Origin of the sequence: Micromonospora sp. CP22, assembly GCF_009712475.1 — a bacterium.
Lineage (GTDB): Bacteria > Actinomycetota > Actinomycetes > Mycobacteriales > Micromonosporaceae > Micromonospora.
The window spans coordinates 45,749-69,441 of the sequence record NZ_VCJO01000012.1 but is presented as its reverse complement, the minus strand read 5'-3'; the positions used below and the strand labels follow the sequence as shown (position 1 = coordinate 69,441).

21 protein-coding genes, 1 pseudogene and 1 riboswitch are annotated in these 23,693 nt (G+C 72.8%); of the genes and pseudogenes, 7 read left to right on the top strand and 15 right to left on the bottom strand.

Annotated features, from left to right (window positions below; genetic code table 11):
- The first annotated feature begins 141 nt into the window (after window positions 1–141).
- A complete protein-coding gene (locus FF096_RS19370) occupies window positions 142–2,925 on the top strand; it encodes a LuxR C-terminal-related transcriptional regulator (protein WP_155220497.1) in 2,784 nt (927 codons plus the stop codon).
- A 40-nt stretch (window positions 2,926–2,965) separates the two neighbouring features.
- On the opposite strand, the gene FF096_RS19365 is transcribed toward FF096_RS19370, so the two are convergent.
- The 3 genes from FF096_RS19365 to FF096_RS19355 form a co-directional block, all read right to left on the bottom strand.
- Entirely contained in the window at window positions 2,966–3,511 is a 546-nt protein-coding gene (locus tag FF096_RS19365; RefSeq protein ID WP_155220636.1) for a thioredoxin domain-containing protein, read from the bottom strand.
- 77 nt (window positions 3,512–3,588) lie between these two features.
- Window positions 3,589–4,278 carry a BON domain-containing protein gene (locus FF096_RS19360; protein WP_155220495.1) on the bottom strand — a complete coding sequence of 230 codons (690 nt, stop codon included), beginning with the start codon at window positions 4,276–4,278 and terminating at the stop codon, window positions 3,589–3,591.
- Window positions 4,279–4,531: 253 nt separating this feature from the next.
- The gene (locus FF096_RS19355; protein WP_155220493.1) at window positions 4,532–4,945 is read right to left on the bottom strand and encodes a hypothetical protein; all 414 of its coding nucleotides are present in this window, start codon (window positions 4,943–4,945) and stop codon (window positions 4,532–4,534) included.
- Between the two features lie 507 nt (window positions 4,946–5,452).
- Here FF096_RS19355 and FF096_RS19350 point away from each other — a divergent pair.
- Window positions 5,453–5,818: an STAS domain-containing protein gene (locus FF096_RS19350; protein WP_099850669.1), complete on the top strand. Its 366-nt coding sequence runs from the start codon at window positions 5,453–5,455 to the stop codon at window positions 5,816–5,818.
- 102 nt (window positions 5,819–5,920) lie between these two features.
- On the opposite strand, the gene FF096_RS19345 is transcribed toward FF096_RS19350, so the two are convergent.
- From FF096_RS19345 to FF096_RS19330, 4 genes are all read right to left on the bottom strand, one after another.
- Window positions 5,921–7,024, bottom strand: a complete 1,104-nt coding sequence (locus FF096_RS19345; protein WP_155220491.1) for a hypothetical protein — start codon at window positions 7,022–7,024, stop codon at window positions 5,921–5,923.
- 6 nt (window positions 7,025–7,030) lie between these two features.
- Window positions 7,031–7,162, bottom strand: a riboswitch (cyclic di-AMP (ydaO/yuaA leader).
- 150 nt (window positions 7,163–7,312) lie between these two features.
- Window positions 7,313–8,230 (bottom strand): cation diffusion facilitator family transporter, encoded by a 918-nt coding sequence (locus FF096_RS19340; protein WP_309223603.1) that lies wholly within the window; start codon window positions 8,228–8,230, stop codon window positions 7,313–7,315.
- A gap of 90 nt (window positions 8,231–8,320) precedes the next feature.
- Window positions 8,321–10,435 (bottom strand): AAA family ATPase, encoded by a 2,115-nt coding sequence (locus tag FF096_RS19335; protein ID WP_309223602.1) that lies wholly within the window; start codon window positions 10,433–10,435, stop codon window positions 8,321–8,323.
- Window positions 10,436–10,523: 88 nt separating this feature from the next.
- Window positions 10,524–11,447, bottom strand: coding sequence for an alpha/beta fold hydrolase (locus FF096_RS19330; protein WP_155220487.1), 924 nt, complete (start codon window positions 11,445–11,447; stop codon window positions 10,524–10,526).
- Window positions 11,448–11,596: 149 nt separating this feature from the next.
- Here FF096_RS19330 and FF096_RS19325 point away from each other — a divergent pair, with 149 nt between their 5' ends.
- Window positions 11,597–12,238 (top strand): carbonic anhydrase, encoded by a 642-nt coding sequence (locus tag FF096_RS19325; protein WP_155220486.1) that lies wholly within the window; start codon window positions 11,597–11,599, stop codon window positions 12,236–12,238.
- A gap of 91 nt (window positions 12,239–12,329) precedes the next feature.
- Here FF096_RS19325 and FF096_RS19320 read toward each other — a convergent pair whose 3' ends face one another.
- The gene (locus tag FF096_RS19320) at window positions 12,330–12,659 is read right to left on the bottom strand and encodes a hypothetical protein (RefSeq protein WP_309223601.1); all 330 of its coding nucleotides are present in this window, start codon (window positions 12,657–12,659) and stop codon (window positions 12,330–12,332) included.
- Between the two features lie 302 nt (window positions 12,660–12,961).
- Between FF096_RS19320 and FF096_RS19315 the strand changes: the two genes are divergently transcribed.
- Both FF096_RS19315 and FF096_RS19310 read left to right on the top strand, forming a co-directional pair.
- The gene (locus FF096_RS19315) at window positions 12,962–13,453 is read left to right on the top strand and encodes a DUF3145 domain-containing protein (protein ID WP_309223600.1); all 492 of its coding nucleotides are present in this window, start codon (window positions 12,962–12,964) and stop codon (window positions 13,451–13,453) included.
- A 48-nt stretch (window positions 13,454–13,501) separates the two neighbouring features.
- Window positions 13,502–15,232: a glycoside hydrolase family 3 protein gene (locus tag FF096_RS19310; protein ID WP_155220484.1), complete on the top strand. Its 1,731-nt coding sequence runs from the start codon at window positions 13,502–13,504 to the stop codon at window positions 15,230–15,232.
- An 82-nt stretch (window positions 15,233–15,314) separates the two neighbouring features.
- Here the strand turns inward: FF096_RS19310 and fabF are convergent, their stop codons facing one another.
- The 5 genes and pseudogenes from fabF to FF096_RS19285 form a co-directional block, all read right to left on the bottom strand.
- On the bottom strand, window positions 15,315–16,541 hold the full coding sequence (gene fabF, locus FF096_RS19305; RefSeq protein WP_155220481.1) for a beta-ketoacyl-ACP synthase II: 1,227 nt from the start codon (window positions 16,539–16,541) through the stop codon (window positions 15,315–15,317).
- A 2-nt stretch (window positions 16,542–16,543) separates the two neighbouring features.
- Window positions 16,544–16,783 (bottom strand): acyl carrier protein, encoded by a 240-nt coding sequence (locus FF096_RS19300; protein WP_053653162.1) that lies wholly within the window; start codon window positions 16,781–16,783, stop codon window positions 16,544–16,546.
- 83 nt (window positions 16,784–16,866) lie between these two features.
- Window positions 16,867–17,811, bottom strand: coding sequence for a beta-ketoacyl-ACP synthase III (locus FF096_RS19295; RefSeq protein ID WP_155220479.1), 945 nt, complete (start codon window positions 17,809–17,811; stop codon window positions 16,867–16,869).
- A 35-nt stretch (window positions 17,812–17,846) separates the two neighbouring features.
- A pseudogene (locus FF096_RS19290) lies at window positions 17,847–18,785 on the bottom strand (ACP S-malonyltransferase); the annotation flags it as partial.
- 78 nt (window positions 18,786–18,863) lie between these two features.
- Window positions 18,864–20,162, bottom strand: a complete 1,299-nt coding sequence (locus tag FF096_RS19285) for a helix-turn-helix domain-containing protein (RefSeq protein WP_309223615.1) — start codon at window positions 20,160–20,162, stop codon at window positions 18,864–18,866.
- Between the two features lie 115 nt (window positions 20,163–20,277).
- Between FF096_RS19285 and FF096_RS19280 the strand changes: the two genes are divergently transcribed.
- Window positions 20,278–20,646 (top strand): hypothetical protein, encoded by a 369-nt coding sequence (locus FF096_RS19280; protein WP_155220625.1) that lies wholly within the window; start codon window positions 20,278–20,280, stop codon window positions 20,644–20,646.
- A 53-nt stretch (window positions 20,647–20,699) separates the two neighbouring features.
- Here FF096_RS19280 and FF096_RS19275 read toward each other — a convergent pair whose 3' ends face one another.
- The gene (locus FF096_RS19275) at window positions 20,700–21,347 is read right to left on the bottom strand and encodes a hypothetical protein (RefSeq protein WP_155220477.1); all 648 of its coding nucleotides are present in this window, start codon (window positions 21,345–21,347) and stop codon (window positions 20,700–20,702) included.
- Between the two features lie 270 nt (window positions 21,348–21,617).
- Here FF096_RS19275 and FF096_RS19270 point away from each other — a divergent pair, with 270 nt between their 5' ends.
- Window positions 21,618–22,178: a copper resistance protein CopC gene (locus tag FF096_RS19270; protein WP_309223598.1), complete on the top strand. Its 561-nt coding sequence runs from the start codon at window positions 21,618–21,620 to the stop codon at window positions 22,176–22,178.
- A 55-nt stretch (window positions 22,179–22,233) separates the two neighbouring features.
- On the opposite strand, the gene gltX is transcribed toward FF096_RS19270, so the two are convergent.
- Complete coding sequence (gene gltX / locus FF096_RS19265) at window positions 22,234–23,643, bottom strand: glutamate--tRNA ligase (protein WP_309223597.1); 1,410 nt, start codon at window positions 23,641–23,643, stop codon at window positions 22,234–22,236.
- Window positions 23,644–23,693 lie beyond the last annotated feature (50 nt).

Below are 23,693 nucleotides of genomic sequence, written 5' to 3'. Positions count from 1 at the left end.
CAACCCGGCCATCCGGTCCACCGTCATGGTCGTCGCCGTCCGGGTGAACCCGGCTCCTCCCGAAGGGGTGAACCGTCGCGGGCCGGGTAACCGCCCGCCGCAGGACCGGGGAGGAACGACGCGTCCGTGGGGGTGGGCCGGATGCCGGATGACCGCAGCACCGTCCGGGTCGGCGCGGGGATCCGCGCGTCGGGCGGCCCGCCCCTGCTGGCGTCGCGGCTGACGCCCGCCGTGCCGGCCGAACCGGTGGTGCTGCGACCCCGGCTGGCCCGGCTGCTCGACGAGGCGGTGGACCGTCCGGCCGCCCTGCTCCGGGCACCCGCCGGTTGGGGCAAGACCACCCTGCTCGCCAGCTGGCTACGGTCCCGGCAGGACGCTGACCCGCAGCAGCCCGCACCGGCCTGGGTGTCGGTGGAGGCGGGTGACGATCCGGACCGGCTCTGGTGCTACCTCGGTGCCGCGCTGCGCTCCGTGCTGGACGGCGCGGCAGTGCTGCCTGACCGGGCGCCGCGGCCGGACGAGTTGGAACTCCTCGCCGCCGCGCTGGCGGATCGGGAGCGGCCGGTGGTGCTGGTCGTGGACGACCTGCACCAGATCACCGACCCGGCGGCGCTGACCGGGCTGGAGTTCCTGCTGCGCCACAGCGAGCAGCGGTTTCGCCTGGTGGCGGCGGGGCGGTCCGAAGTGCCGTTGGCGGTGCACCGGCTGCGGCTGGCCGGGGAACTGGCCGAGATCGGCCCGGACGACCTGGCGTTCACCGACGACGAGGTCGCCGACCTGCTCACCGCGCACGGGGTGGCGGTACCGGCTGCCGCAGTGGCCCGGCTGCGACAGCGGACCGGGGGCTGGGCCGCGGTGCTGCGGATCGTCGCGCTCGCCCTGCGCGACCAGGCGGACCCGGAGCGCTGGATCGCCGAACTCGGTGCCGACCAGCCGGAGATCGCCGGCTATCTGCGGGCGGAGCCGCTGGCCGGGCTGGAACCGACCGACCGTGAGCTGCTGCGCCGGGCGGCCGTCGTCGACACCGTCTGCGCTGGTCTGGCCGCCGCGCTCAGCGGCGACGCGGACGCCGGTGAGCGGCTGAGCACGCTGGCCGACGGCGGTGGTCTGCTGCACCACGACGGCAGCCGACCGGTCTGGTACCGGTGCCACCCGCTGCTGGCCGACCTGCTGCACCGGGAGCTGGCCCGGCTGCCCGAGGACGAACTTCGCGACCTGCACCTGCGGGCGGCGGGGTGGTACGCCGACAACGGCCGACCGGCCGACGCGCTGCGCCACGCCCTCGCCGCCGGTGACTGGACCGCCGCCACCGACCTGTTCGTGGTCCGCTGGCCGGAGCTGGCACCGTACGAGCCGTCGGCGGGCACCGGGTCGGCACCCGCGCCGCCCCCGCCGGAGGCGGTCGACCGCGATCCCGAACTCGCGCTGGCCTGCGCCGCCGAGCGTGCCCTCGACGGTGACACCGGGGCGGCCGTGGCGTACCTGCGGCTGGCCGCCGGGCACTCCCGCCGGTTGCCGCAACCGCGCCGGTCCCGCTTCGGACGACTGGCCGCCGCGGTCGACCTCACCCTGGCCCGGCTGGCCGCCGACCCGCCCACCGTGCGCGCCGCCGCCGCTCGGCTGCTCGCCACCGACGGTCAGCCGGGCGTCCCCACCGGCGCCGAGCCGGGCGGCGAGTCGTCGGCCGCAGGCGGCGGCACGGGGGAGGTCACCGGCCCACGCGGCCACGCCGGTGAGGACGCCGACGTGCGGGCCGTGGCGGGTACCGCGCTGGCCCTGCTCGCCCTGGACGAGGGTGATCTGACCAGGGCGGCGACCGGCTTCGGGTCCGCGCTGACGGCCGCCCGGAAGGCGGCACGTCCGCGTACCGAACTGGTCTGTGCCAGCCGGTGGTCCCTGGTGACGGCGCTACGCGGGGAGCTGCGCGCCGCCGAGGAGGCGGCGCGGGCGGCGCTGGCCCTGCCGCCCTGCCAGGGCTGGGCCGCGTTGCTCGACTGCGGGTACGCGCACCTGGCGCTGGCGGTCGTGGCGCTGCACCGGGACCAACCGGCGGAGGCCGACGCGCACCTGGGGTTGGCCGCGCCGGCCGGCGGTGAACCGGTGGCGGATGCGGTCGCCGGGTGGTGTCGCGCGTACCTGCGCCACGACGAAGGGGATCTCAGCGTCGGCCACCGGCTGCTGGTGGAGGCCCGCACCGGGTGGGGTGCGCGCGGTGGTGAGCTGGGCTCGTGGCTGCGCGCCGCCGAACTGGACCTGCACAGTGCCCGGGGCGACGTGCAGACCGCCCGGGAACTGGCCGGTGAGCGGTCCACCGAGCCGGTGTCGGGTGCCGCTGCCCCGGTGGCCGTCGCGGCGGCCCGCACCGAACTGCGGGCCGGTGACCCGCGTGGTGCCGACCGGCTGTTGCCGGACTGGACCGCCGCGTCGACGGCGGACTGGCCGCTGCCGGTACGCCTGGACGCCGCGCTGCTGGCCACGGTGCTGGCCGTCCGGGCCGGTGACGACCGGCGGGCAAGCCGGATCTTGGAGCAGGCGCTCGACCTGGCCGCACCCGAGGGGTACCGTCGCCCGTTCCTGCGGGCCGAACCGGGCCTTCGGGAACTGCTCGCCGCCCACCTCGACTCCGGCACCGCACACTGGTCGCTGGTGAGTGACCTGGTCCGCGCGGCAGACGCCTCGGTCGGGCAGGCGGGTGGCCCGGGTGCGGCGGACTCGGCCGTCGCGCCGCTGGACGAGCCGCTCACCGAACGGGAGTTGACGATCCTGCGTTACCTCCAGAGCATCCTGTCCAACGTGGAGATCGCCGCCGAGCTGTCGGTCTCGGTGAACACGGTCAAGACCCACGTGCGGAACATCTACCGCAAACTCGACGCCACCCGTCGCCGCGACGCCGTCCGTCGTGCCCGTCAACTGCACCTCATCTGACCACCTGTGTGGCCCACCGTCGGACGGGGCGAGATGTCCGTCAGCCGGTGGCGGCGTCGACGGCGGCGCGGAGGGCGTCCGGGGTGAAGTCGCCGTCGTGGCGGACGTCGTTGACGAAGAGAGTGGGGGTGGCGTCGACCCCGCTGCGGATGGCACCGACGAAGTCGTGCCGGATGCGGTCGCCGTGGGTGTGCCGCTCGATCTCCGCCTCCACCTCGTCGACCGGCAGGCCGAGCTGCTCCACTCCGAGGGTCAGGTGCACCGGATCCAACTGGTCCTGGTGCTCGAAGAGCCAGTCGTGCATCTCCCAGAAGCGGCCCCGCCGACCGGCGGCCTCGGCGGCCTCGGCGGCCCGCTCGGCGTACGGGTGCAGGTTGGTGATCGGGAAGTGGCGGTAGACGTGACGGACCTGGCCGCCGCGCTGTCGCAGCACCTCCGTCAGGTTGGCGTGGGCGAGGCCGCAGTGGGGGCACTGGAAGTCGCCGTACTCGACGATCGTCACCGGTGCGTCCAGCGGACCACGGACGTGGTCGTGCTCCGTGACGGGTGTGCGAAGTCGCGCAGTGACCTGTAGGGGCGTGGTCAGCTGATCGGTCATACCGCCCAGCCTCGGACCGGGTCGGGTGAGCGCGGCTCACCCGACCCGGGTGGTTCCGCGCCGACTCAGCGCAGCACCGGGGCGACCGCGATGTGGTTCTGCACCTCACGGATCCCCGGTGCGGACCAGACGACCCGCTCCACCTCGGCGCGTTCGGGCACCGAGTGCACCAACCCGCCGAGCAGCACCGTGTCGCCGTGCACGCGTATCGTCACCTGCTCGGCGTCGGTGGCGCGGTTGCGGGCCAGCGCGTCGACGATGCGCCGGGCCAGGAGGGCGGCGTCCGGGCGTACCGGCGGTCGGACGGTGAGTCCGTTGCTGACCCCGCGTACGCCGTTCAACTGGCTCACCGCCTGCTCGGCGGCGCGGCGCTGGTACTCCCACTCGACCTCGCCGTGCAGGGTGACCCACCCCTGGGAGACCGTCACGTCGAGCGCCTCGACCGGCACGAACGCCTGCCACTGGAGCGCGTGCTGGACCGCGGCGGCGATCTCCGGGTCGGTGTGTTCGGCACCCGTGACCAGGCGTACCGCGATGTCGTTGGCCACCGCCCGGACCTGCGTGACCCGGTGCGCGGCGCGCTCAGCCGCCCACTTCTTGGCGTAGCTGTCCACCCGCCCGGTCAGCGTCACCACGCCCTCGGTGACGATGACCCCGATCTCGTGCGGTCCGACCCGGGGTTCCCAGTCGAGTTCGTCGAGCACCGCGGACCGGATGTCCTCGTCGGTGCGGTTGATCGTCGAAATGCTGGCCATCGGTCGCTCCCTTCTCGCCAGGGTGGCGCGACCGGTGCGTCCGCACGCCCGCACCGGCACGGTATGGCCCGCACCGGCACGGCGTCGTTGCGTCGGGCATCGTCTGCGTGCCGGCTTGGGCCGTCCGCGTCGGGCTTCGCCCGGCCGGCGTGGCGCGGGCGCGCGTCGGCGACCAGGTCCGCCGTGACCGAGCCTGGTTACCGTCCGGGTGAATCGGCCTCATCCGGATCGGACGAGGACTCGCCGGGGAGCGTCAGTTGGCGGGGCTGGTCGGGTCGGCGGGGGAGTCGGGCCGGTCCACGTCGACGAACTCGATGTCCTCCAGGGCACGGTCACGGCCTCCGGCGGCGCGTGCGGCGGTACCGGCCGCCCAGCCGACCGCGGCACCGACCAGGGCGGCGCCGATCAGCAGCGTCCAGGGCAGCGCCGGTCGGCGTCCGGCGAGTGCGTCGAAGGCGCGGCTGGCGCGGTGGCGCGCCTCCTCGGCGGCCGACTCGACCAGGTCACCGGCGTCGCCCGCGAAACCGGCGGAGTTGTGCCGGGCGGTGCGGGCGGTGTCGCGGATGCTGTCACCGGCGTTGTTCACCGCCGAGACGAGGTGGTGCCACGCCTGGTCGGCGATCCGCTCCGGCTTGCTGCGGCGCTCCAGCAGATGAGTCCCGAACATGTTGTTCCCTCCATCGACGATGCCGGCCCCGGTGCACGCGTCAGCCGTCGGGCGTCGTCCGGCCCGGCGGCGGTTCGCATTCGAGGCTGTGCCCGCCCCGCCGTGGCCGCAAACCACCGACTCACGCCGCGATCGGCACTTCTCGGGCGGTCCGGCCCCGGTCGTGCGGACATGAGTCGTCCGCACGTCATGGGGGTCACACGTGATGGTACGCACGCAACGGCGACCATCATTCTTTGCGCGCAGGTCAGGTTGGGTCCGTGGGGCCACGCCGGAAACTCCGGGATGCGGCGGGGGTGGCCACTCCCCGCTACCCTGGTTCGACGGCGTCGGCGGTGTCGAACGCCGAGGAAAGGTCAATAAAGTTCGGATATGGGCGATTTGACGTGCCCTCATCCGTGAATTGCTCATCCCGAGGGGTGGCGACCGAGGCCGTCGAAGGAATACTGTCGGTCGCGGCCCGCGTACTGATGAGGCGCCCGTCGTCGGGCGAGTGGAGGTGCTCGCGTGAGCCTGTCGATCCTGCAGACGGTTCGGCCCGGTGGTGTCATCGAGATCGCCCCTCGGGGCGAGATCGACGTCGACACCGCGTACGAGGTTAAAGAGGCCATCGCCGAGGTGCTGGCCAAGGGACGTCCAGCCCGGATCGAGCTCAACATGCGGCTGGTCACCTTCATCGACTCCGTGGGCATCAGCGCCATGGTCGCCGGCTTCCAGACCGCCGAGGTCAGCGGGGTGAAGCTGGTCGTCACCGAGCCGAGCCGGTTCGTGCACCGGCAGCTCTGGGTGACCGGCCTGCTCGGCCTCTTCGGCGCGCCCGAGCCCTACTACGCCGGAGCCGCCACGGCCCCCGAGGTGCTACCCGGGGCCTGACGACCCGTCGGCCCGGTCAGGCCGCGTCGAGGCGGTCAGCGAAACGTCGAACGCCTCGGTGACCGCCAGGCGGTCACCGAGGCGTAGCCGTCGGCGAGGAACTCAGTACACCGACAGGTGGACGTGGTTGGTGTGGTCGCTGGACGGGTCACCCCGACCGCCGCTGTACGACTTCCAGCCGCTGCTGGGCAGCCAGATCTGCTTGTACCAGATCACGTAGAGCACGGCGAGCCGGTCGGCGTTGTTCACGAAGTACGCCGCCAGGTTGTTGCCGTAGGTCCGGTCGCCGCCGGTCGCGACCCCGCCGAAGCCGTTCTTCTGGGCCGCGAAGTCACAGGCCCGGCCCTTCGGGTGCTCGCCGGAGCCGCCGGAGCGGTAGCAGGAGACGTACCGGGTGAAGCCGGCCGCCTTGGCCTGCTTCAGCGCGTGCAGGGTGCGCGGGGTGATGCAGCCGTTGGCCGGGGTGGGGTCGTTGACGCTGCACGACTCGGCCGGCCACGACCCGTCGGAGTTGCGTGGAGCGGGCTTGGCGGTGGGGCTCGACCCGCCGCTGCGTGAGGGTGAGCGGGCGGCCCGTTCGGCGGCCTCGGCCCGCTCGGCGGCCTTGTCGCGTTCGATGGCCACGGTCAGCGCCCGCTCGGCCTGCTCCTTGCGCTTGGCCATCACGGCCACCTGCTTGCGTTGCTCCTGGATCTCCGCGTCCAGGGCCCGCTTGGTGGCGCTGACCTCGTCCCGGGCGTTCTGGAGTTCACGCAGCGCGCGGTCGGAGTTGGCGGCCACCGCGTCCAGCGCCGCCGCCCGATCCATGAAGCCGGCCGGCGACCCGCTGTTGAGCAGTGCCGACGCGGCTCCCAGTCGCCCGGTGCGGTACGCCTGCGCGGCGATCTCGGCGACCTTGGTGCCCCGCTCGGCGACCTGGACCTCGGTCGTCTTGAGCTGCTCGGCGAGCTGCTTCTGGCGCTTGACCGACCGGTCGAGCGCGGTCTTGGCGTCGAGGTAGCCCTTGCTGGCGGCCTCCAACTGGGCCCGCAGCGCCGGGGTGCCACCCTCGTCGTCCACGTCACCCGGTGCCGCCGCCCGCACTGGCTGCGGGGCCGCGGTGGCTGGGGCGAAGGGGGCCAGCGCCACGCCGAGGGTGACGGCGAGCGCGGCGGCGATCAGGGCCGCCGTACGGGCGGCCGGTCTTACCGTTGCCACTGCTGGCATGTGCACATGTCCTTCCGTCAGCCGCCGACCGGGTTAGCTGACGGGTTCGGGACGGAAGATCCCTACCGCTGACGCGGATACACCCCAGGAACATGGTTCCCCGGTTCGCCCTGGTGGGCGATTAGGCGGCGGCCGCCGCCGGCGCCGGTGGGCGCCGCCTGGCGGAGGCCGGGTCCGAGCCTACCGGTGCCTCTGTGACCGGTGCAGCTGCTGTTACTCCTGGTGTTCAGTTGTTGACTAGTAGAACAGACAAAAACGGACGATGATCCCTTTTCGGGAATGCGCTCGTCACCACCGGGCGGCACCGCAGTCTCCAGGATCCGAGCGCGGCTCGATCTGGAGGGTCGCGTGCTCGATCTGGAAGTCCTCGTGCAGCGCCGCGCGAGCCGCCGCGAGCACGGCCCCGACGTCGGTGCCCGGCGTGATGGTCAAGTGTGCCGAGGCGACCTCCATGCCGGAGGTCAGCGTCCAGACGTGCAGGTCGTGCACCCCGGCCACCCCGGGCACCGCGGCCAGCCGGTCGTGTACCGCGGTGACCTGAAGGTGCTCCGGTGCGGCCTGGACCAGGATGCGCACCGCCGCCCGTCCCAGCCGCCACGTCCGGGGCAGGATGAACCCGGCGATCGCGACCGCCACCAGCGGATCGGCCCACCACCAGCCGGTCGCGGCGATCAGCAGGGCGGACGCGATCACGCCCAGGGAGCCGAGCAGATCGCCCAGCACCTCCAGGTAGGCCCCGCGCAGGTTGATGCTCTCCCGTGCCCCCGGGCGCAGGAGGGCGAAGGCGGCGACGTTGGCGAGCAGGCCGAGGGTCGCCACCACCAGTACCGGGTCGGTGAGCACCTCGGGGGGATCGCCGAACCGGCGGGCCGCCTCGATCACCACGTACACCGCGACGCCGGAGAGCAGCACGGCGTTGGCCAGGGCCGCGAGCACCTCCAGCCGGTACAGCCCGAAGGTGCGTTGCGGATCGGTGTTGGCCCGGCGTGTGGCGGCGACGGCCGCGAGGGCCATTCCGATGCCCAGCACGTCGGTGAACATGTGCCCGGCGTCGGAGAGCAGGGCCAGCGAACCGGTTCGCAGTGCGGTGCCGGCCTCGATCACCATCAGCGTGCTGAGCAGGGCAAACGCTGCCCACAGTCGGCCAGAGTGGCGGTGTGCGGCGTTCGACACCGCAGCGTGGTGGTGGTCATGGCCGGTGCCCACCCAGACACCTTGCGCCGTCCGTCGGGCGGCGGGCAGATCTATGCCAACATCGCTATGTGTGCAATCGTCGGGTGGGTTCGACGCGTGGTCTCACCCGGTCGGGTCGACGGTGGTCAGCCGCTGGGTGGCCCGGGACAGCGCGACGTAGAGCGTCCGGACACCGGAGCCCGGCTCCGCCCGGATCTCACTCGGCGCGACCAGCACCACCCCGTCGTACTCCATGCCCTTGGCCTCCAGGCTGGTCACCACCTGCAACCGCTCCCCGCCGAGCGCGCCCAGCCAGGCCGCGACCTGATCCCGCCGGGGCACCGGGGTGATCACGCCGACGGTGCCCTCGACCTCGCCGAGCAGGGCACTGGCCGCCGTGACGACGGTGGTCGCCAACTCCGGCGCGGGCACCTCGAGCTGGACCGGGTCGATGCCGGTGGAACGGACCGCGGTGGGCAACGCGAGATCCGGGTACGCCCGGCGGATCTCGCGCGCCGCCACCGCGAAGATCTCCGCCGAGTTGCGGTAGTTCGTGGTGAGCGTGAACCGGTGCCGCCGACGGCGACCGAGCGCCTGGTCACGGGCGCGGGTCAACTCCTGCGGATCCCCCGTCCACGCGGTCTGCGCCGGGTCACCCACCACCGTCCAGGACGCCAGTCGCCCGCGCCGACCCACCATCCGCCACTGCATCGGCGAGACGTCCTGGGACTCGTCGACCACCACGTGGGCGTAGTCGCGGTAGTCCTCGGGACGTTCCCGGGCGGCCTGCCGGGCGGCCCGCTGCCGGTCGGCGAAGGTGCTCAGCTCACGGACCCCGCCGGCCAGTTGGAACGGATCCCGCTTCCGTCGGGCGGGGCGCATCGGCTTGCCCAGCAGCGCGTCCAACTCGTCCAGCAGCGCGACGTCGGCGACGGTCAGACCCTCCGTCGCCGACGTCTGGTACGCCTCGGCGAGCAGCCGGATCTCGGCACCGGACAGCACGCCACCGCCGTAGCGACGCAGCCGCTGTGGATCGGCCAACCAGGCGAGCACATGGCGCGGATGCAGCCGTGGCCACCACGCCTTCAGGAAGTCACGGAAGTCCGTCCGCTCGATCAGCTCGTCCTCGAAGGCACGCTGCTCGGGTAGCCCGCCGATGCCGAGTCGGCGGGCCTGCGACCAGAGGGCGGCCAGCACGCCGTCGAAACCGGCGCGACGCACCTCGTTGCGGCGGGCACCCCGGGGCAGCGCCCGGTTCCGGATGGCCTCCAATTCGGCCCGCTCCAGCCGCAGCAGCGTGCCCCGGTACAGCAGACGCAGCTCGGTGGGGGAGTCCGGCACCGTGTCCCGGGCGGCCCGCTCCAGCACCCGACGCATCCGCAGCGAACCCTTGACCGCCGCCACCTCGGGCGGGTCGGTGCGAGTGGCCACCACCGAGGGAAACAGACTGCCCAGCGAGTGCAGGGTGGCGGTGTCCTCGCCCAGCGACGGCAGCACCGAGGCGATGTACTCGACGAAGACCGAGGAGGGGCCGATCACCAGGATGCCGCCTCCGGCGTACCGACTCCGGTCGGCGTAGAGCAGGTACGCGGCGCGGTGCAGCGCCACCGCCGTCTTACCGGTGCCCGGGCCTCCGGAGACGATGGTCACCCCGGAGCCGGGGGAGCGGATCGCCTCGTCCTGTTCGCGCTGGATGGTGGCCACGATGTCGCGCATGCCGCGACCGGTGGTGCGGGACAGGGTGGCCAGCAGCGCGCCGTCGCCGACCACCGGCATGTCCGGCGGCGCGGCCTCCGGGTCCAGCAGGTCGTCCTCGATCCGGGTGACCCGCTCACCGCTCGACTGGATCGTCCGGCGTCGGACGACGCCGAGCGGCTCGGCCGGGGTCGCCTGGTAGAACGCGGCGGCGGCCGGGGCCCGCCAGTCCACCACCAGCGTGGTGGCGTCCTCGTCCCGGATGCCCAGTCGCCCGACGTACAAGGTCTGCCCGTCACGCAGGTCGAGCCGGCCGAAGACCAGCCCCTCGTACTCGGCGTCGAGCACGTGGCGTCGCTGGGCGGCGTGGAAGACCATCGCGTCGCGCTCGACCAGCGCCCCGAAGTTGCCGACCCGGGCGAGCCGGTAGCCCTCCCGTTCGGCGCGGACCGCGGATCGGCGCAGCTCGGCCAGTCGCGCGTACACCCGGTCGAGATGCCGTTGCTCGGCGGCGATCTCCTGATCCAGGGTGCTCTGATCCACCGCTCGTTCTCCTCGTGACGCCGCCCGGCCAACCGCACGAGATTACGCCCCACCTCCGAGGAGGCGTCTGCCGGATCTTCGCGGGGCGTCAGCCGGGGACGCGCTGCCGGGCCGGGAGAGCGTCCAGAACCCGGCGCAACACACCGACTATCGCGGCGTTGACCCTCTCGGGCCGCTCCATCATCAGCATGTGCCCGGCGCCGGGGCAGACGGTCAGTTCGGTGGCCGGGAGCGCGGCGGCGATCGACTCCGCGCAGGGCGGCGGGGTGAGCCGGTCCCGGTCGCCGACCAGCGCCGCCGTCGGCAGGTGGGCCAGCGCGGCGAGGGTGGCCAGCCGGTGCTGGGCGCCGATGGAGGCCCGGAACCCGCCGATCGACCGCAGCGAGGCGCGGGCCACCGCCGAGGTGACCATTCGGATGTCCGTGGGGTCGCAACGGTCCCCGAACAGCATCCAGCGAATGCTCGGACGCAGCGCCCGCAGCACCGCCAGGGGCGGTCGCCAGGAGCCGCAGCGGGCCAGTACCCCGGCTCCGGTGGTCTCGGCCAGCCGGATGATCCGGGTGATCCGAGGGGAGAGACCGTAGACGGTGTGGGTGTGCCCCTCGGCGGTGGTGGAGACGAAGACCAGACCGGCGACGCGGCGCGAGAAGTGCTCCGGGTGGCGGTGCGCGTACTCCATGATCGTCATGCCGCCCAGTGAGTGGCCGACCAGCACCACCGGCCCGGTGGGAACGATCGTGTCCAGCACCGCGACCAGGTCGTCGCCCAACTGGGCCAGGGTGGCCGTGGGCAGCGCCATGCAGCTGGACCGGCCGTGCCCACGTGCGTCGTAGGTGACGACCCGGACCGAGCCGAAGGTTTCCCGGAGGGCGGTCAGCTGCCGGTGCCAGACGCGCCCGTCCAGGGTCCAGCCGTGCAGCAGCACGACCGTGACCTCGGCGGATGTGCCACCGGCGGTTTCCACGTGCAGGCGTACGTCGTCGCCCAGCCGTACCTCGGTCGGCTCCGGCATCGCCACCTCCCCAGGGCACACGGGTGCGAAACACCGGGGATACCCGGCGGTAACACCGGCTACCCGTCATGACAACACGCCAACCGGGGGGTTGAGAAGATCTCGTCGATCGGCTCCGCGAGGGCGGCTGATCCGGCGAGGCTGGGGACATGGCATCCACGGGTGGAGTCCCGCTCGCCGGGCAGGCGCGCGGGGGCACGCCGCGCGCGGCCCTGGCCGAGTTGCTCGCCGGCAACCGGCGCTTCGTCAGTGGGCAGCCGGTGCACGGCCACGACGTGAGCGCGGCAGCCGCGACCGCCTCCGGTGACCAGCAGCCGTACGCCGTGGTGCTGGGCTGCATCGACTCGCGGGTGCCGCTGGAGGCGATCTTCGACCAGACCTTCGGCGCGATCTGTGTGATCCGTACCGGCGGACACGTGCTGGACCAGGCGGTCCTGGGCTCGATCGAGTACGTCGTCGAGGTGCTGGGCGTACCGCTGGTGATGGTGCTGGGCCACGAGCGGTGCGGCGCGGTGCGGGCGACGGTCGACGCGCTGCGGGCCGACCGGCGTCCGCCGGGCACGCTGGCCCACCTGGTCGACCGGATCGCACCGGCGGTCGTCGAGGCGGGGGTGGACGACCCGCAGGTGGTGCCGGTCGCGGTCCGCCGGCACGTGGCCCGCACCGTGACGGAGTTGCGTAACCATCCCCGGCTGGCCCCGCCGGTCGCCGCCGGTCGGGTCGCCGTCGCCGGAGCCCTCTACGACCTCGCCACCGGGGAGGTGGCGCTGCTCGACCCACCGCAGCGGTGAGTCGCGGGCGGCGGGAACGGCGAACGCCCGCCGGGTGCGACCCGACGGGCGTTCACAGGTGGTACGCGCAGGGCGAGTCGCCCTGGGCCGATCAGGCCTCGAAGACGCCGGCCTCGACCAGGCGCTTCTCGGTGGCGTCCCAGCCGTCGCCCGGGTGGGCGGCGTTGAGGCCGTTGATCTCGGCACGGATCTTGGCGGCGTGACCGGCGGCGGCCAGCACCCGGATCTCCTCGATGAAGGCCTCGGAGTCGGTACGCAGGTGCGCGGTCTTGCCGTTGGTGAGGTTCCGCACGTAGGCGTGCTTGCCGCCGTTGAGCGGAATCAGGTACTTGAACTCGCCCAGCACGCTGAGGGCGCCACCCTGGCCAGCCTGGCCGGCCCGGACTGACGCGCGCGCGGTCTTAGAGGTGTTGCTCGCCACGGAGGTACTCCTTGCAAGACGTACGGAGGACGGAACGTCCGGGGGCTGTTGCGGGTGCCGTCACGGCGAGACCCGCGGAGGCTTACGCGGCACAGGCCGCCGATGGAACTGTACACGAACCACGATGCCGGCTGGTCATCGCGGCGTCACGAGGTGGAACCGCGATCAGCTGTCCGGGTATTCCGGCGGCGAATTTTCCGATTCCCTGGCGAACCATCCGTCACAGCAGTCATCATGTGTTCCACAAGCCCGGTCGGGCGAGGTCGTAGGGGAAGACGCACCTCGCACTCCGGGAGGTCACCGTGCCAACGCGTGGCGTCGTATACGTCCACTCGACCCCGCTCGCCGTGTGTTCACACGTCGAGTGGGCGATCGCGCGCGTCCTCGCCGCGCCGGTCAACCTGCAGTGGACTGCCCAGCCCGTCGACCCCGCCGCCCGCCGGGCCGAGTGTGGGTGGACCGGTAGCCCGGGAACGGGTGCCGAACTGGCCGCTGCCCTCCGGCAGTGGCCCATGATCCGTTTCGAGGTCACCGAGGAGCCCAGTCCGGGCGTCGACGGTGAGCGCTTCATGCACGTGCCGGGCCGGGGCCTGTTCCGGGCGACCGTCGGCGCCGCCGGGGACATCCAGATCGGCGAGGATCGGCTACGCAGCATCATGGCTGCCGCGCGGGCACCGGAGGCCCTCGCGCACGCCCTCGACAAAGCGCTCGGCACCGCCTGGGACGCCGAACTGGAGCCGTACCGGCACGCCGGGGACGGTGCGCCGGTGACCCTGCTCACCCGGGTCGGGTAGGCCGGGCGGGCGAAGGTCGAGTTGCCCGGTACGCGGTGAACTGGTGGGATGGTCCGCGTGTCGACTACCCCTCGGCGCGTCGCCGCGCTCGTCCTGGTGACCGCGCTGCTCGTCGCCGGCTGCTCCGGAGCCGGCCAGCGCCCCGAGGCCGGGCCCAGCTCGACCCCGGCGACGGAATCCGCACCGCCGCCCAGCGCCCCGCCTGAGGACCCGGCCACCCGGGCCGCCGCCCTCGTCGCCGAACTCACCGACGAGGACCTGGTCGGCCAGGTGCTGATGCCGTACGCCTACGGCGACCAGGCGACCCGGGTGTCGGCCGGTTCGGCGGCCGGCAACCGGGCCCTCGCCGGGGTGGACACCCCCGCCGAGATGATCGAGAAGTACCGGCTCGGTGGGCTGATCCTGGTGGGCTTCAGCGCGGACGACCCCACCCAGTCGAACCAGGAGACCACCAACGTCGACAACCCGAAGCAGGTCCGCCAGCTGACCACCGGGCTGCGGGAGGCCGCCGGACGGCTGCCCGCGGGCGCGGCGCCCTTCCTGATCGGCACCGACCAGGAGTACGGCGTGGTCACCCGGATCACCGAGGGCGTCACCATGCTGCCCAGCGCGCTCGGTGCCGGAGCCGCCGGAAAACCCGACCTGACCGAGGCCGCCTGGCGCGCCGCCGGCACCGAACTGGCCGCCATGGGCATCAACGTCGACTTCGCGCCGGTGGCCGACGTGCTGGTGACCCGCAGCACGGTGATCGGATCCCGCTCGTTCGGTGCCCATCCGCAGCGCGCCGCCGACCAGGTCGGCGGCGCGGTACGCGGACTACAGTCCGCCGGGGTGGCGGCCACGCTCAAACACTTCCCCGGTCACGGCCACAGCGCCGTCGACTCGCACAAGGACCTGCCGAGGCTCGGCCAGACCCGGGGCAAGCTCGCCGCCGAGGCATGGCCCCCGTTCACCGCCGGTATCGAGGCGGGTGCGCTGGCCGTGATGTCCGCCCACCTCGACGTACGCGCGATCGACCCGGGCGTGGCCGCCACCTTCTCATACAAGCTGCTCACCGAGGTGCTGCGCGGAGAACTCGGCTTCCAGGGCGTGGTGATCACCGACGGGATGAACATGCCGCCGGCCCGTCGGTTCGAGCCGGGCGAGGCGGCGGTGCGGGCACTGAAGGCCGGCAACGACCTGATCCTCATGCCCCCGCACGTCGGGCAGGCGTACGACGGGCTGCTGACCGCGTTGCGCGACGGCACACTGCCCCGGACCCGGCTGGTCGAGGCGGTCACCCGGGTACTGACCATGAAGTTCACGCTGGGCGACGCACCCGCGCCGGAGCTGTCCACGCTGGGCGCCCCCGCGCACCGCGAGGCGGCACAGGCGCTGGCCGCCGGCGCGGTGACCGTGCTGCGTGGCCGGTGCGACACCACCGGTGTGCGTGGCCCGGTCACCGTCACCTCGTCGGGTGGGCGCGCGCACACCCGGGCGCTGCTGACCGAGGCGTTGACCTCGGCAGGTGTGCAGGTGGTGCCCCGCGGAGGCACGATCGTCCACCTGGTCGGCTACGGCGACGGCGCGAAGGACCTGCGGGCTGACGCGGCCGTCACCGTCGCCATGGACACCCCGTACGTGTTGGCGTCGGCCCGGTCGGCGACCCTGCTGGCCACCTACTCGTCCAGCCGTGCCTCGATGGCCGCGCTCGCCGACGTGCTCGCCGGCAAGACCCGCCCGACCGGTCGCTCCCCGGTCAAGGTGACCGGGCTGCCCGCCACCACCTGCGCGGACTGACCCAACCAGCACCGCCCCCGGTTGACTGGGTGGTCACCGGGGGCGGTTTGCGGTGGGTCGGGTTTAGCCAGACCCGTCCGGCTCAGTGACGGGTGAAGACCAGCGCCACGTTGTGACCACCGAAGCCGAACGAGTTGTTCAGCGCGGCGGGCACCTCCATGTGGCGGGGCTTGTTGATCGCCACGTCCAGGGTGAGGTTGTCGTCCGGGTCGTCCAGGTTGATCGTCGGCGGCACCACGCTGTCGCGGATCGTCAGCACGGTGGCGATCGATTCCAGGGCGCCTGCCGCGCCGAGCAGGTGACCGGACATGGACTTGGTGGCGGTGATCACCGGGTGGTCACCCAGGGCGGTCCGCAGTGCGGTGATCTCCGCGATGTCGCCCACCGGGGTCGAGGTGGCGTGCGCGTTGACGTGGACGATATCCGACTTCGCCACGTCCGCGTCGGTGATCGCCTTCTCGATCGCCCGGATCGCCCCGGCACCCTCCGGGTGAGGCTGGACGATGTCGAAGCCGTCGGAGGTGATACCCGCGCCGGCGAGCCGGGCGTACACCCGGGCACCCCGGGCGGCGGCGTGGTCGGCGCGCTCCAGTACGACGATGCCGGCGCCCTCACCGAGGACGAAGCCGTCCCGGCCCTTGTCCCACGGGCGCGAGGCCAGCTCGGGCTCGTCGTTGCGGGTCGACATCGCCCGCATCGAGGAGAAACCGGCGATGGGCAGCGGGTGGATGACCGCCTCGGTGCCGCCGGCCACCACCACGTCGGCGCGACCGGCACGGATCATGTCCAGACCCAGCGCGATCGCCTCCGCGCCGGTGGCGCAGGCACTGGCCACCGAGTGCACGCCCGCGCGGGCGGCCAACTCCAGTCCGATCCACGCGGCCGGACCGTTCGGCATCAGCATCGGAATGGTGTGCGGCGAGACCCGCCGAGGACCGGACTCCTCCAGGATGTCGTCCTGGGCGAGCAGGGTCATGGCCCCGCCGATGCCCGTGCCGACGCTGACGCCGAGCCGCTCCGGGTCGAGCTCGGAGTCGGCCAGCCCGGAGTCGGCCCAGGCCTCGTGGGCGGCGACCAGGGCGATCGCCTCGGAGCGGTCCAACCGGCGCAGTTTCACCCGGTTCAGCAGTTCGGACGGCTCGACCGCGAGCTGGGCGGCGATCCGAACCGGAAGTTGCGCGGCCCACTCCTGGGTGAGCGGACTCACCCCGGAGCGGCCGGCGAGCATGGCGTCCCAGGTCGACGCGACGTCCCCGCCCAGCGGGGTGGTCGCGCCGAGCCCGGTGACGACGACGTCGATGCGACTCATGATCAGGACTGCGCCTCGATGTAGCTCACAGCGTCCCCGACGGTCTTGAGGTTCTGCACCTCGTTGTCAGGGATCTTGACGCCGAACTTCTCCTCGGCGGCGACCACGACCTCCACCATCGAGAGCGAGTCGACGTCCAGGTCGTCGGTGAAGGACTTCCCCTCGGCCACGTCGTCCGGGTTCACCCCGGCAACCTCTTCGAGGATCTCGGCGAGGCCGGTGGTGATCTCGTCACGGGTCATTGCGGTGGGTTCCTCTCATCGGGTTCTCTCGACAGGGTGGCGACGCCACCCGTCGTTCCTCGGCGCTGTGCGCCGTGGGGGTATCAGGGGCAGCGGACGACCTGACCGGCGTAGGTCAGGCCGCCACCGAAACCGAACAGCAGCACCGGAGCGCCGGAGGGCACCTCGCGGCGCTCCACCAGCTTGGACAGGGCCAGCGGGATGCTGGCCGCAGAGGTGTTGCCGGATTCGACGATGTCCTTGGCGATGATCGCCTGCGGGATGTTCAGCCGCTTCGCGATGCCGTCGATGATCCGCGCGTTGGCCTGGTGCGGAACGAAGGCGGCCAGCTCCGACGGGTCGACACCGGCCCGCTCGCACGCCTGCCGGGCCAGCGGCGCGAGCTCCGTGGTGGCCCAACGGAACACGGTCTGGCCCTCCTGGGCCACGTACGGACGCCACCCCTCGATGCGTACCGCGTCACCGCGCTCCGGCACCGAGCCCCAGACCACCGGCCCGACGCCGGGCGGCTCGTCACCGGCCGCGGCGGTGACCACCGCCGCGCCCGCGCCGTCACCGAAGATGATGCAGGTGGAGCGGTCGGTCCAGTCGGTGAAGTCGGACAGCTTCTCCGCACCGATCACCAGCGCGTTGCGTGACGCACCGGCGCGGATCGCGTGGTCCACCGTGCCCAGCGCGTACGCGAAACCGGAGCAGGCGGTGTTCACGTCGTACGCCCCGGGGGCGTTGATCCCCAGCTTGGCGGCCACCCGGCAGGCCACGTTCGGGCTGCGGTCGATCGAGGTGCAGGTGGCGACCACGACCAGGTCGATGTCGGCGGCGGTCAGGCCGGAGTTGGCCAGGGCCTTGTCGGCTGCGGCGGCGGCCATGTCGGCGACCGTCTCGTCCCCGGCGATCCGGCGGGTAGCGATGCCGACCCGGTCGCGGATCCACTCGTCACTGGTCTCCACCAGTTGGGCGATCTCGTCGTTGGTCACCACCCGCGACGGCTGGTAGTGCCCGAGGGACAGGATCCGGCTGCCCGTCATGACGAGACCTCCCCGGCGTCGGTGTTGTCGCGGGACGTGTGCGCGCTGCCCACGGTCGTGCCGTGCTCGGCGATGAGGTCCCGGGCGGCGGGCAGGTCGTTCGGGGTCTTCAAGGTGACGATCTTCGGCGCACGGTCACCGGCGAGTTCGCGCTTGACCAGCCCGGAGAGGGTGCCGGCGGGCGGCAGCTCGATCACGCCGGTCACGCCGAGTTCGGCGAGCGTGGCCATGCAGAGGTCCCAGCGGACCGGGGCGGTGACCTGACGGACCAGCCGGCCGAGCAGCTCGTGGCCGTTGTCGACCACCGTCCCGTCGAGGTTGGACAGCAGCAGGCGCTCCGGGTCCTTCGGCGTGATCCCGGCGGCGACGGTGGCCAGCGCCGCCTCTGCCGGAGCCATGTACGGCGTGTGGAACGCGCCGGCCACCTGCAACCGGATGACCCGGACCCCCTGCGGGGGCTCGGCGGCCAGCTTGTCCAACCCGGCGAGCGCACCGGCGGCGACGACCTGACCCGCGCCGTTGCGGTTGGCGGCGTGCAGCCCGTGCCGGTCGAGCGTGGCGGTCACCTCGTCGGGGTCGCCGCCGAGCACCGCGGCCATACCGGTCGGCTCCAGCGCGCAGGCGGCGGCCATCTCCCGGCCGCGTACACCGGCGAGGGTGATGGCGGCCTCCGCGGACAGCGACCCGGCCAGCGCCGCCGCGCCCAACTCGCCGACGCTGTGCCCCGCGGTCAGGGCGACCTCACCCATCGGCAGGTGCTCGGCGGCGAGCAGCGCCGCGGCGACCAGCAGCGGCTGGGTGCGCGCGGTGTCGCGGATCTCGTCGGCGTCGGCGGTGGTGCCCAGGTGCACCAGGTCGACGCCGGCCAGCTCGGACCACGAGCGTAGGCGGGCCTCGGCGTCGGGCAGGTCGAGCCAGGGGGTCAGAAAGCCAGGCTTCTGTGAGCCCTGGCCGGGGCAGAGTACGGCGAGCACGTCTATGACTCTCCTGGATACCCATGGGTTGCGCTGTGCCGACTGGCACCAAACCGCACTAGGACAGTTGGAGGGATCCTACAAAGACTGGCGCTGGTCATCACCATGCTGTGATCTTTTACTTGCTGGTGGGGTCAATGTCTGGGTCGGGACGACCGGGTCGAGTCGGCCCACGGTCAGCGCGACCCGCAGCGCGAAGGCGTCCCGGGGCGCCAGCGGACTGAATCCGGTCACGTCGGAGATCCGGCGCAGCCGGTAGCGCACGGTGTTCGGGTGCACGTACAGCGCCCGCGCGGCGCTCTCCAGCGTGCCGCCTGCGGCGAAGAAGGCGTCCAGCGTCTCCAACAGCTCGCCGCCGGCGCGGACCAGCACCGCGTACACGTCATGGCGCAGTCGTCGGCGGGCCTCGGCGTCGCCCGCGAGGGACCGCTCGGGCAGCAGGTCGCCCGCGTGCACCGGACGCGGTGCCGCCGGCCACGCCGGTGCCGCCCGGTACCCGGCCAGCGCCGCCCGGGCCGACTCGGTCGCCTCGTCCAGGCTCGGCACCGCCGGACCGACCACCACCGGCCCCTCGCCGAAGGCGGTCAGCAGCTTGCCGGTGGCCGCGACCGGGTCCGATGCCCCACCGAGCACGATCACCAGGCGGTCGCCGTGCACGCCGCCGATCACCTCGACGCCGATCCGTCGGGCCAGCCGGTAGACGGTGTGCAGGACGGCGGCGACCTCACCGCCGGGGGAGGGGCCGACCGCCACCGCCACCGGCGGCGCGTCCGTCCAGCCGAGCGCGGCGGCGCGACTGGCCAGCACGTCCGGCGAGTCGCCGCGCAACAGCGCGTCCACCAGCAGCGCCTGAAGTCGGGCGTCCCAGGAGCCCCGCGACTCGGCGGCTCGGGCGTAGACCCGGGCGGCGGCGAAGGCGATCTCGCGGGAGTACCGGAGCACCGCCTCGCGCAGTTGCGGCTCCTCACCCGGAGCGGCCAACTCGTCGACCTGCTCCTCGACCACGTCGATGGTCACCTTGATCAGCGCGACGGTCTGCTGGAGGGTGATCGAGCGGGCCAGCGCCTGGGGTGCGGTGGCGAACACCTCGTCGGAGACCTCCTGGGTGCCCTCGCCGGCTCCGCCCCCGGCGCGTAGCCACTGGACCAGGGAACGGGCACCGGCCTGGGCGACGAGCATCACCCAGGAGCGCTGGTCGGCCGGCAGTTCCCGGAACCAGGGCAGGGTCTCGTCCATCCGGACCACGCTCGCGGTGGCCAGCGCACCAGCGGCTCGCTCGATGCGGCGCAGCGTGGCTGACAGGTCCGTCCCGCCCGACTCGCTCACCCGCCTAGCCTGACATGCGCTGACCTGGAACTCGACGGCAGGCGTCGGCACGGTGCCGCCGACGGGCGAACCGGTACGCCCTGCGCGGCCGGTCAGAACCGGCCAGTACGGTGTCATGGCACGTCGGGTGGGCGCCGGCGGTGAGGGCGAGCGTGAGGAGACGCCGATGGCGTACGGGGAGGCCGACCACGGCTGTGCCCAGGGGGAGCCGTGCCGACCGGGCCCGCACGAGCAACCGGCGCTCGCCAAGCACCACCGTCGGCCGCCCGGCCTGGCGCATCCGGCCGAACCGACCGTCAATCGGGTGCCGGAGCGCCCGGAGGAGGACCCCACCTGCGTGCGGTCGCGCGGCGGCGAGTCACCGGTGCCCCGGCAGCGCGCCGTCGAACCGGCGCCGGAGGGGCGGCCCGAGCCGGTGGTGGGCGGTGGCTGCCGCAACGACCTGCCCGGGTGGGCCGGGGCGCATCGACACGGTCCGGTTCGCCCGTCCCCGCGTAGCCCGCGGCGCGACCGCCCACCGCGTCGCTGGTGCTGACCGGACCGGCACGCCGCGCCCGATGACCGGCGGATGCCCGGTCCGGCCGTGGGTCAGCGGGTGCGACGGCGGATCAGCAGCGCGATCCCGGCGAGCCCGATGGTGATCACCGTCACCACCGCGACGTTCAGCAGGAGCAGGCGGCGCAGGTCGCTGAACGCCTCGTTGATGTCCTGGGCGGGGTTGAGCGCCTCCTCGGGGATGATGCGTTCGCCCCCGCCGACACCCCCGCTGACCGCCTCGTAGGTCCGTTCAAGCGGCACACCGGCGGTCCGCAGCGTCTCGGACATGCTGATCCGACCGAGGTACCAGGCGGCGGTGACCTTCCGATCGGGCTGCTTGGCGGGGCGGTAGACGCGCGGCCCACCGACCGCCTTCGGGTACAGGTCGTAGGTCTGCTTCGGAGTGTCACCGGCCAGCACCACGACCGTGTACTTCGGACCGAGGTCTTCCTTCTTCGGGCCGCCGGACTGGCGCACCAGCCCCCGGTGGTCGACCTGCTCGATGACGGCGACGACGTGCGCGGGATGGGTCTCGGCGCGGAGCCGCAACGGCTCGCTCAGCCCGTGACCGGTGATGTCCACCCCGGCCGGCGGCGTCTTCGGGGCCGCGCGGGCCACCTCGACCGAGGTGAGTGACAACAGCACCGCCGCCACCGCACCCGCCGTCACTGCGGCCAGTCGCCTCATCCGTCGGACCATGCCGCCTCCTCGCCCCGTTCGATGGGTGGCTGTGCTGCAGGGGTCACACGTTGGCGCCGACGGTGGTGACCGTGCCCACAGGACAGGTACCACTCAAAGACTCCGCGAAACGCAGATCGGTTGCAGCTGATGGAACACTAATTGGAACTATCTGCGACCGCGACTCGACTAACGACGAGCCGTGACACAGCGGGCGGATCTTACCTTGTGGAGGTCATGATGGGGGGCAGGATAGCGCGCCTGGCGTGTTCCTGGGCAGCGGTGTTCGGCGTGGCGCTTGGCGTGTCGTTGCTGGTACCGGCCGCACCGGCCGCCGCGCACAACCAGTTGACCGGCAGCACGCCGCGTGACGGTGCCCGCGTGGCCGAGCCGCCGGAACACGTTGAGCTGCGCTTCCTGTCTCGGGTCGACGAGGACAAGACGAAGATCACAATTACCGGGCCGGACGACGTCGACGCGACCGGTGGGCAGCCGAGCTTCGACGGCAAGAAGGTCAGCGTGCCGTTCACCCCGGGCGCGGCCGGGCTGTACATCGTCGGCTACCGGGTGGTGTCCGCCGACGGTCACCCGATCTCCGGCGAGGTGCGGTTCACGCTGACCACCGGCACCCCTGCCGACCCGAGCCCGGAACCCACCGTCGCCGCCGACCCGACGACCCCCGGCGCGGTCGAGACCACCCCGGCGCCGACCACGGCCGAGGCCGCCACCCCGGTGCCCCGGTCGAACGAGTCGTCCGGCGGCTGGTGGTGGGCGGCCATCGCGGCGGTGGTGTTGCTGGCGGTCCTGGCCACGGCCCGGCTACTGCGTCGCCGCGCCGCACGCCGGGGCTGAGCGGTTCCGGCCCGGACGCGTCCGCTGACCCGGACGCGTCCGGACCAGCGGGGAGTCAGACCAGCCGGACCCGAGCCGCGCGCATCCGGGTCAGGGTACGTTCCCGTCCGAGCACCTCCAGCGACTCGAACAGCGGCAGACCGACGGTACGCCCGGTGACCGCGACGCGTACCGGGGCCTGAGCCTTGCCGAGCTTGAGGTTGCGCTCCGCGCCGACCGCCTCCAGGGTGGCCTTGAGCGTCTCCGCGTCCCACGAGTCGAGCGCCTCGAAGGCGGCGATGGCGGCGTCGAGCAGCTGGGCCGACCCCTCCTTCATCGCCTTGTTCCAGGCCGCCTCGTCGATCAGCGGGGAGTCGACGAAGAGGAAGTCGACGTTCGGCACGATCTCGCTGAGCACCGCGATCCGGGTCTGCGCCAGCGGGGCCACCGCGGCGAACACGGCCGGGTCGAACTCGTCCGGCTGCCAGGGCGGCGGCGCGATGGTGTCGGTGCCGGTCAGCCAGGGCTGACACACCTCGACGAACTCGGCCACGGGCAGCGCCCGGATGTACTCGCCGTTGAACGCGCGCAGCTTCTTCTCGTCGAAGAACGCCGGTGAGGGGTTGACCTCCGCCAGCCGGAACTCGTCCTCGATGACCGACCAGGGCACGATCTCCCGGTCACCGGAGGGCGCCCAGCCGAGCAGCATCAGATAGTTGCGCATCGCCTCGGCGAGGTAGCCCTCGTCCCGGTACGCCTCCAGGGCGACCTTGTCCCGACGCTTGGAGAGCTTCTGCCGCTTCTCGTTGACCACCACCGGCACGTGGGCCCAGATCGGCGGCTTCACCCCGAGGGCGTCCCAGAGCAGCTGCTGCTTCGGCGTGTTGGGCAGGTGCTCCTCGGCCCGGATCACGTGGGTGATCCCCATCGTCATGTCGTCCACGACGTTGGCCAGCAGGAAGACCGGCGAGCCGTCGCCCCGGGCGATGACGAAGTCCTCGATGAGCTTGTTCTCGAAGGTGGGCTCGCCCCGGATCAGGTCGGTCACCACCGTGGTGCCCTCGTCGGGGGTGCGGAAGCGCAGCGCCCGCCCCTCGCCCGCCGGTAGCCCCCGGTCGCGGCAGAAGCCGTCGTAGCCGGTGTACTGGTTGCCGGTGCGGGCCTGCACCGCCTCGCGGGTGCAGTCGCAGTAGTACGCCCGGCCCGCCTCGAACAGCCGGCGTGCGGCGGCCCGATGCTCACCGGCGTACGAGGACTGGAAGTGGGGGCCCTCGTAGCTGCCCCGCTTGATGCCGATCCAGTCCAGCGCCGAGAGGATGCCCTCGGTCCACTCCGGCTTGTTGCGGGCCGCGTCGGTGTCCTCGATGCGCAGCACGAACACGCCGCCGTGCTGCTTGGCGAAGATCCAGTTCTGCAGTGCCGAGCGGGCACCGCCGACGTGGAACATACCGGTCGGAGAGGGGGCGAAGCGCACACGTACCGTCACGGCCTCCAGCCTACGACCGCCCACCTGCCGGTAAGGAAGGGCCCCTTCCT

Coding starts and splice junctions, on each gene's coding strand:
- FF096_RS19370 (WP_155220497.1), top strand. CDS start 142: ATGCCGGATGACCGCAGCACCGTCCGGGTCGGCGCGGGGATCCGCGCG.
- FF096_RS19360 (WP_155220495.1), bottom strand. CDS start 4,278: ATGGCCAGCATTTCGACGATCAACCGCACCGACGAGGACATCCGGTCC.
- FF096_RS19355 (WP_155220493.1), bottom strand. CDS start 4,945: ATGTTCGGGACTCATCTGCTGGAGCGCCGCAGCAAGCCGGAGCGGATC.
- FF096_RS19345 (WP_155220491.1), bottom strand. CDS start 7,024: ATGCCAGCAGTGGCAACGGTAAGACCGGCCGCCCGTACGGCGGCCCTG.
- FF096_RS19330 (WP_155220487.1), bottom strand. CDS start 11,447: ATGCCGGAGCCGACCGAGGTACGGCTGGGCGACGACGTACGCCTGCAC.
- FF096_RS19325 (WP_155220486.1), top strand. CDS start 11,597: ATGGCATCCACGGGTGGAGTCCCGCTCGCCGGGCAGGCGCGCGGGGGC.
- FF096_RS19310 (WP_155220484.1), top strand. CDS start 13,502: ATGGTCCGCGTGTCGACTACCCCTCGGCGCGTCGCCGCGCTCGTCCTG.
- fabF (WP_155220481.1), bottom strand. CDS start 16,541: ATGAGTCGCATCGACGTCGTCGTCACCGGGCTCGGCGCGACCACCCCG.
- FF096_RS19300 (WP_053653162.1), bottom strand. CDS start 16,783: ATGACCCGTGACGAGATCACCACCGGCCTCGCCGAGATCCTCGAAGAG.
- FF096_RS19295 (WP_155220479.1), bottom strand. CDS start 17,811: ATGACGGGCAGCCGGATCCTGTCCCTCGGGCACTACCAGCCGTCGCGG.
- FF096_RS19280 (WP_155220625.1), top strand. CDS start 20,278: ATGGCGTACGGGGAGGCCGACCACGGCTGTGCCCAGGGGGAGCCGTGC.
- FF096_RS19275 (WP_155220477.1), bottom strand. CDS start 21,347: ATGGTCCGACGGATGAGGCGACTGGCCGCAGTGACGGCGGGTGCGGTG.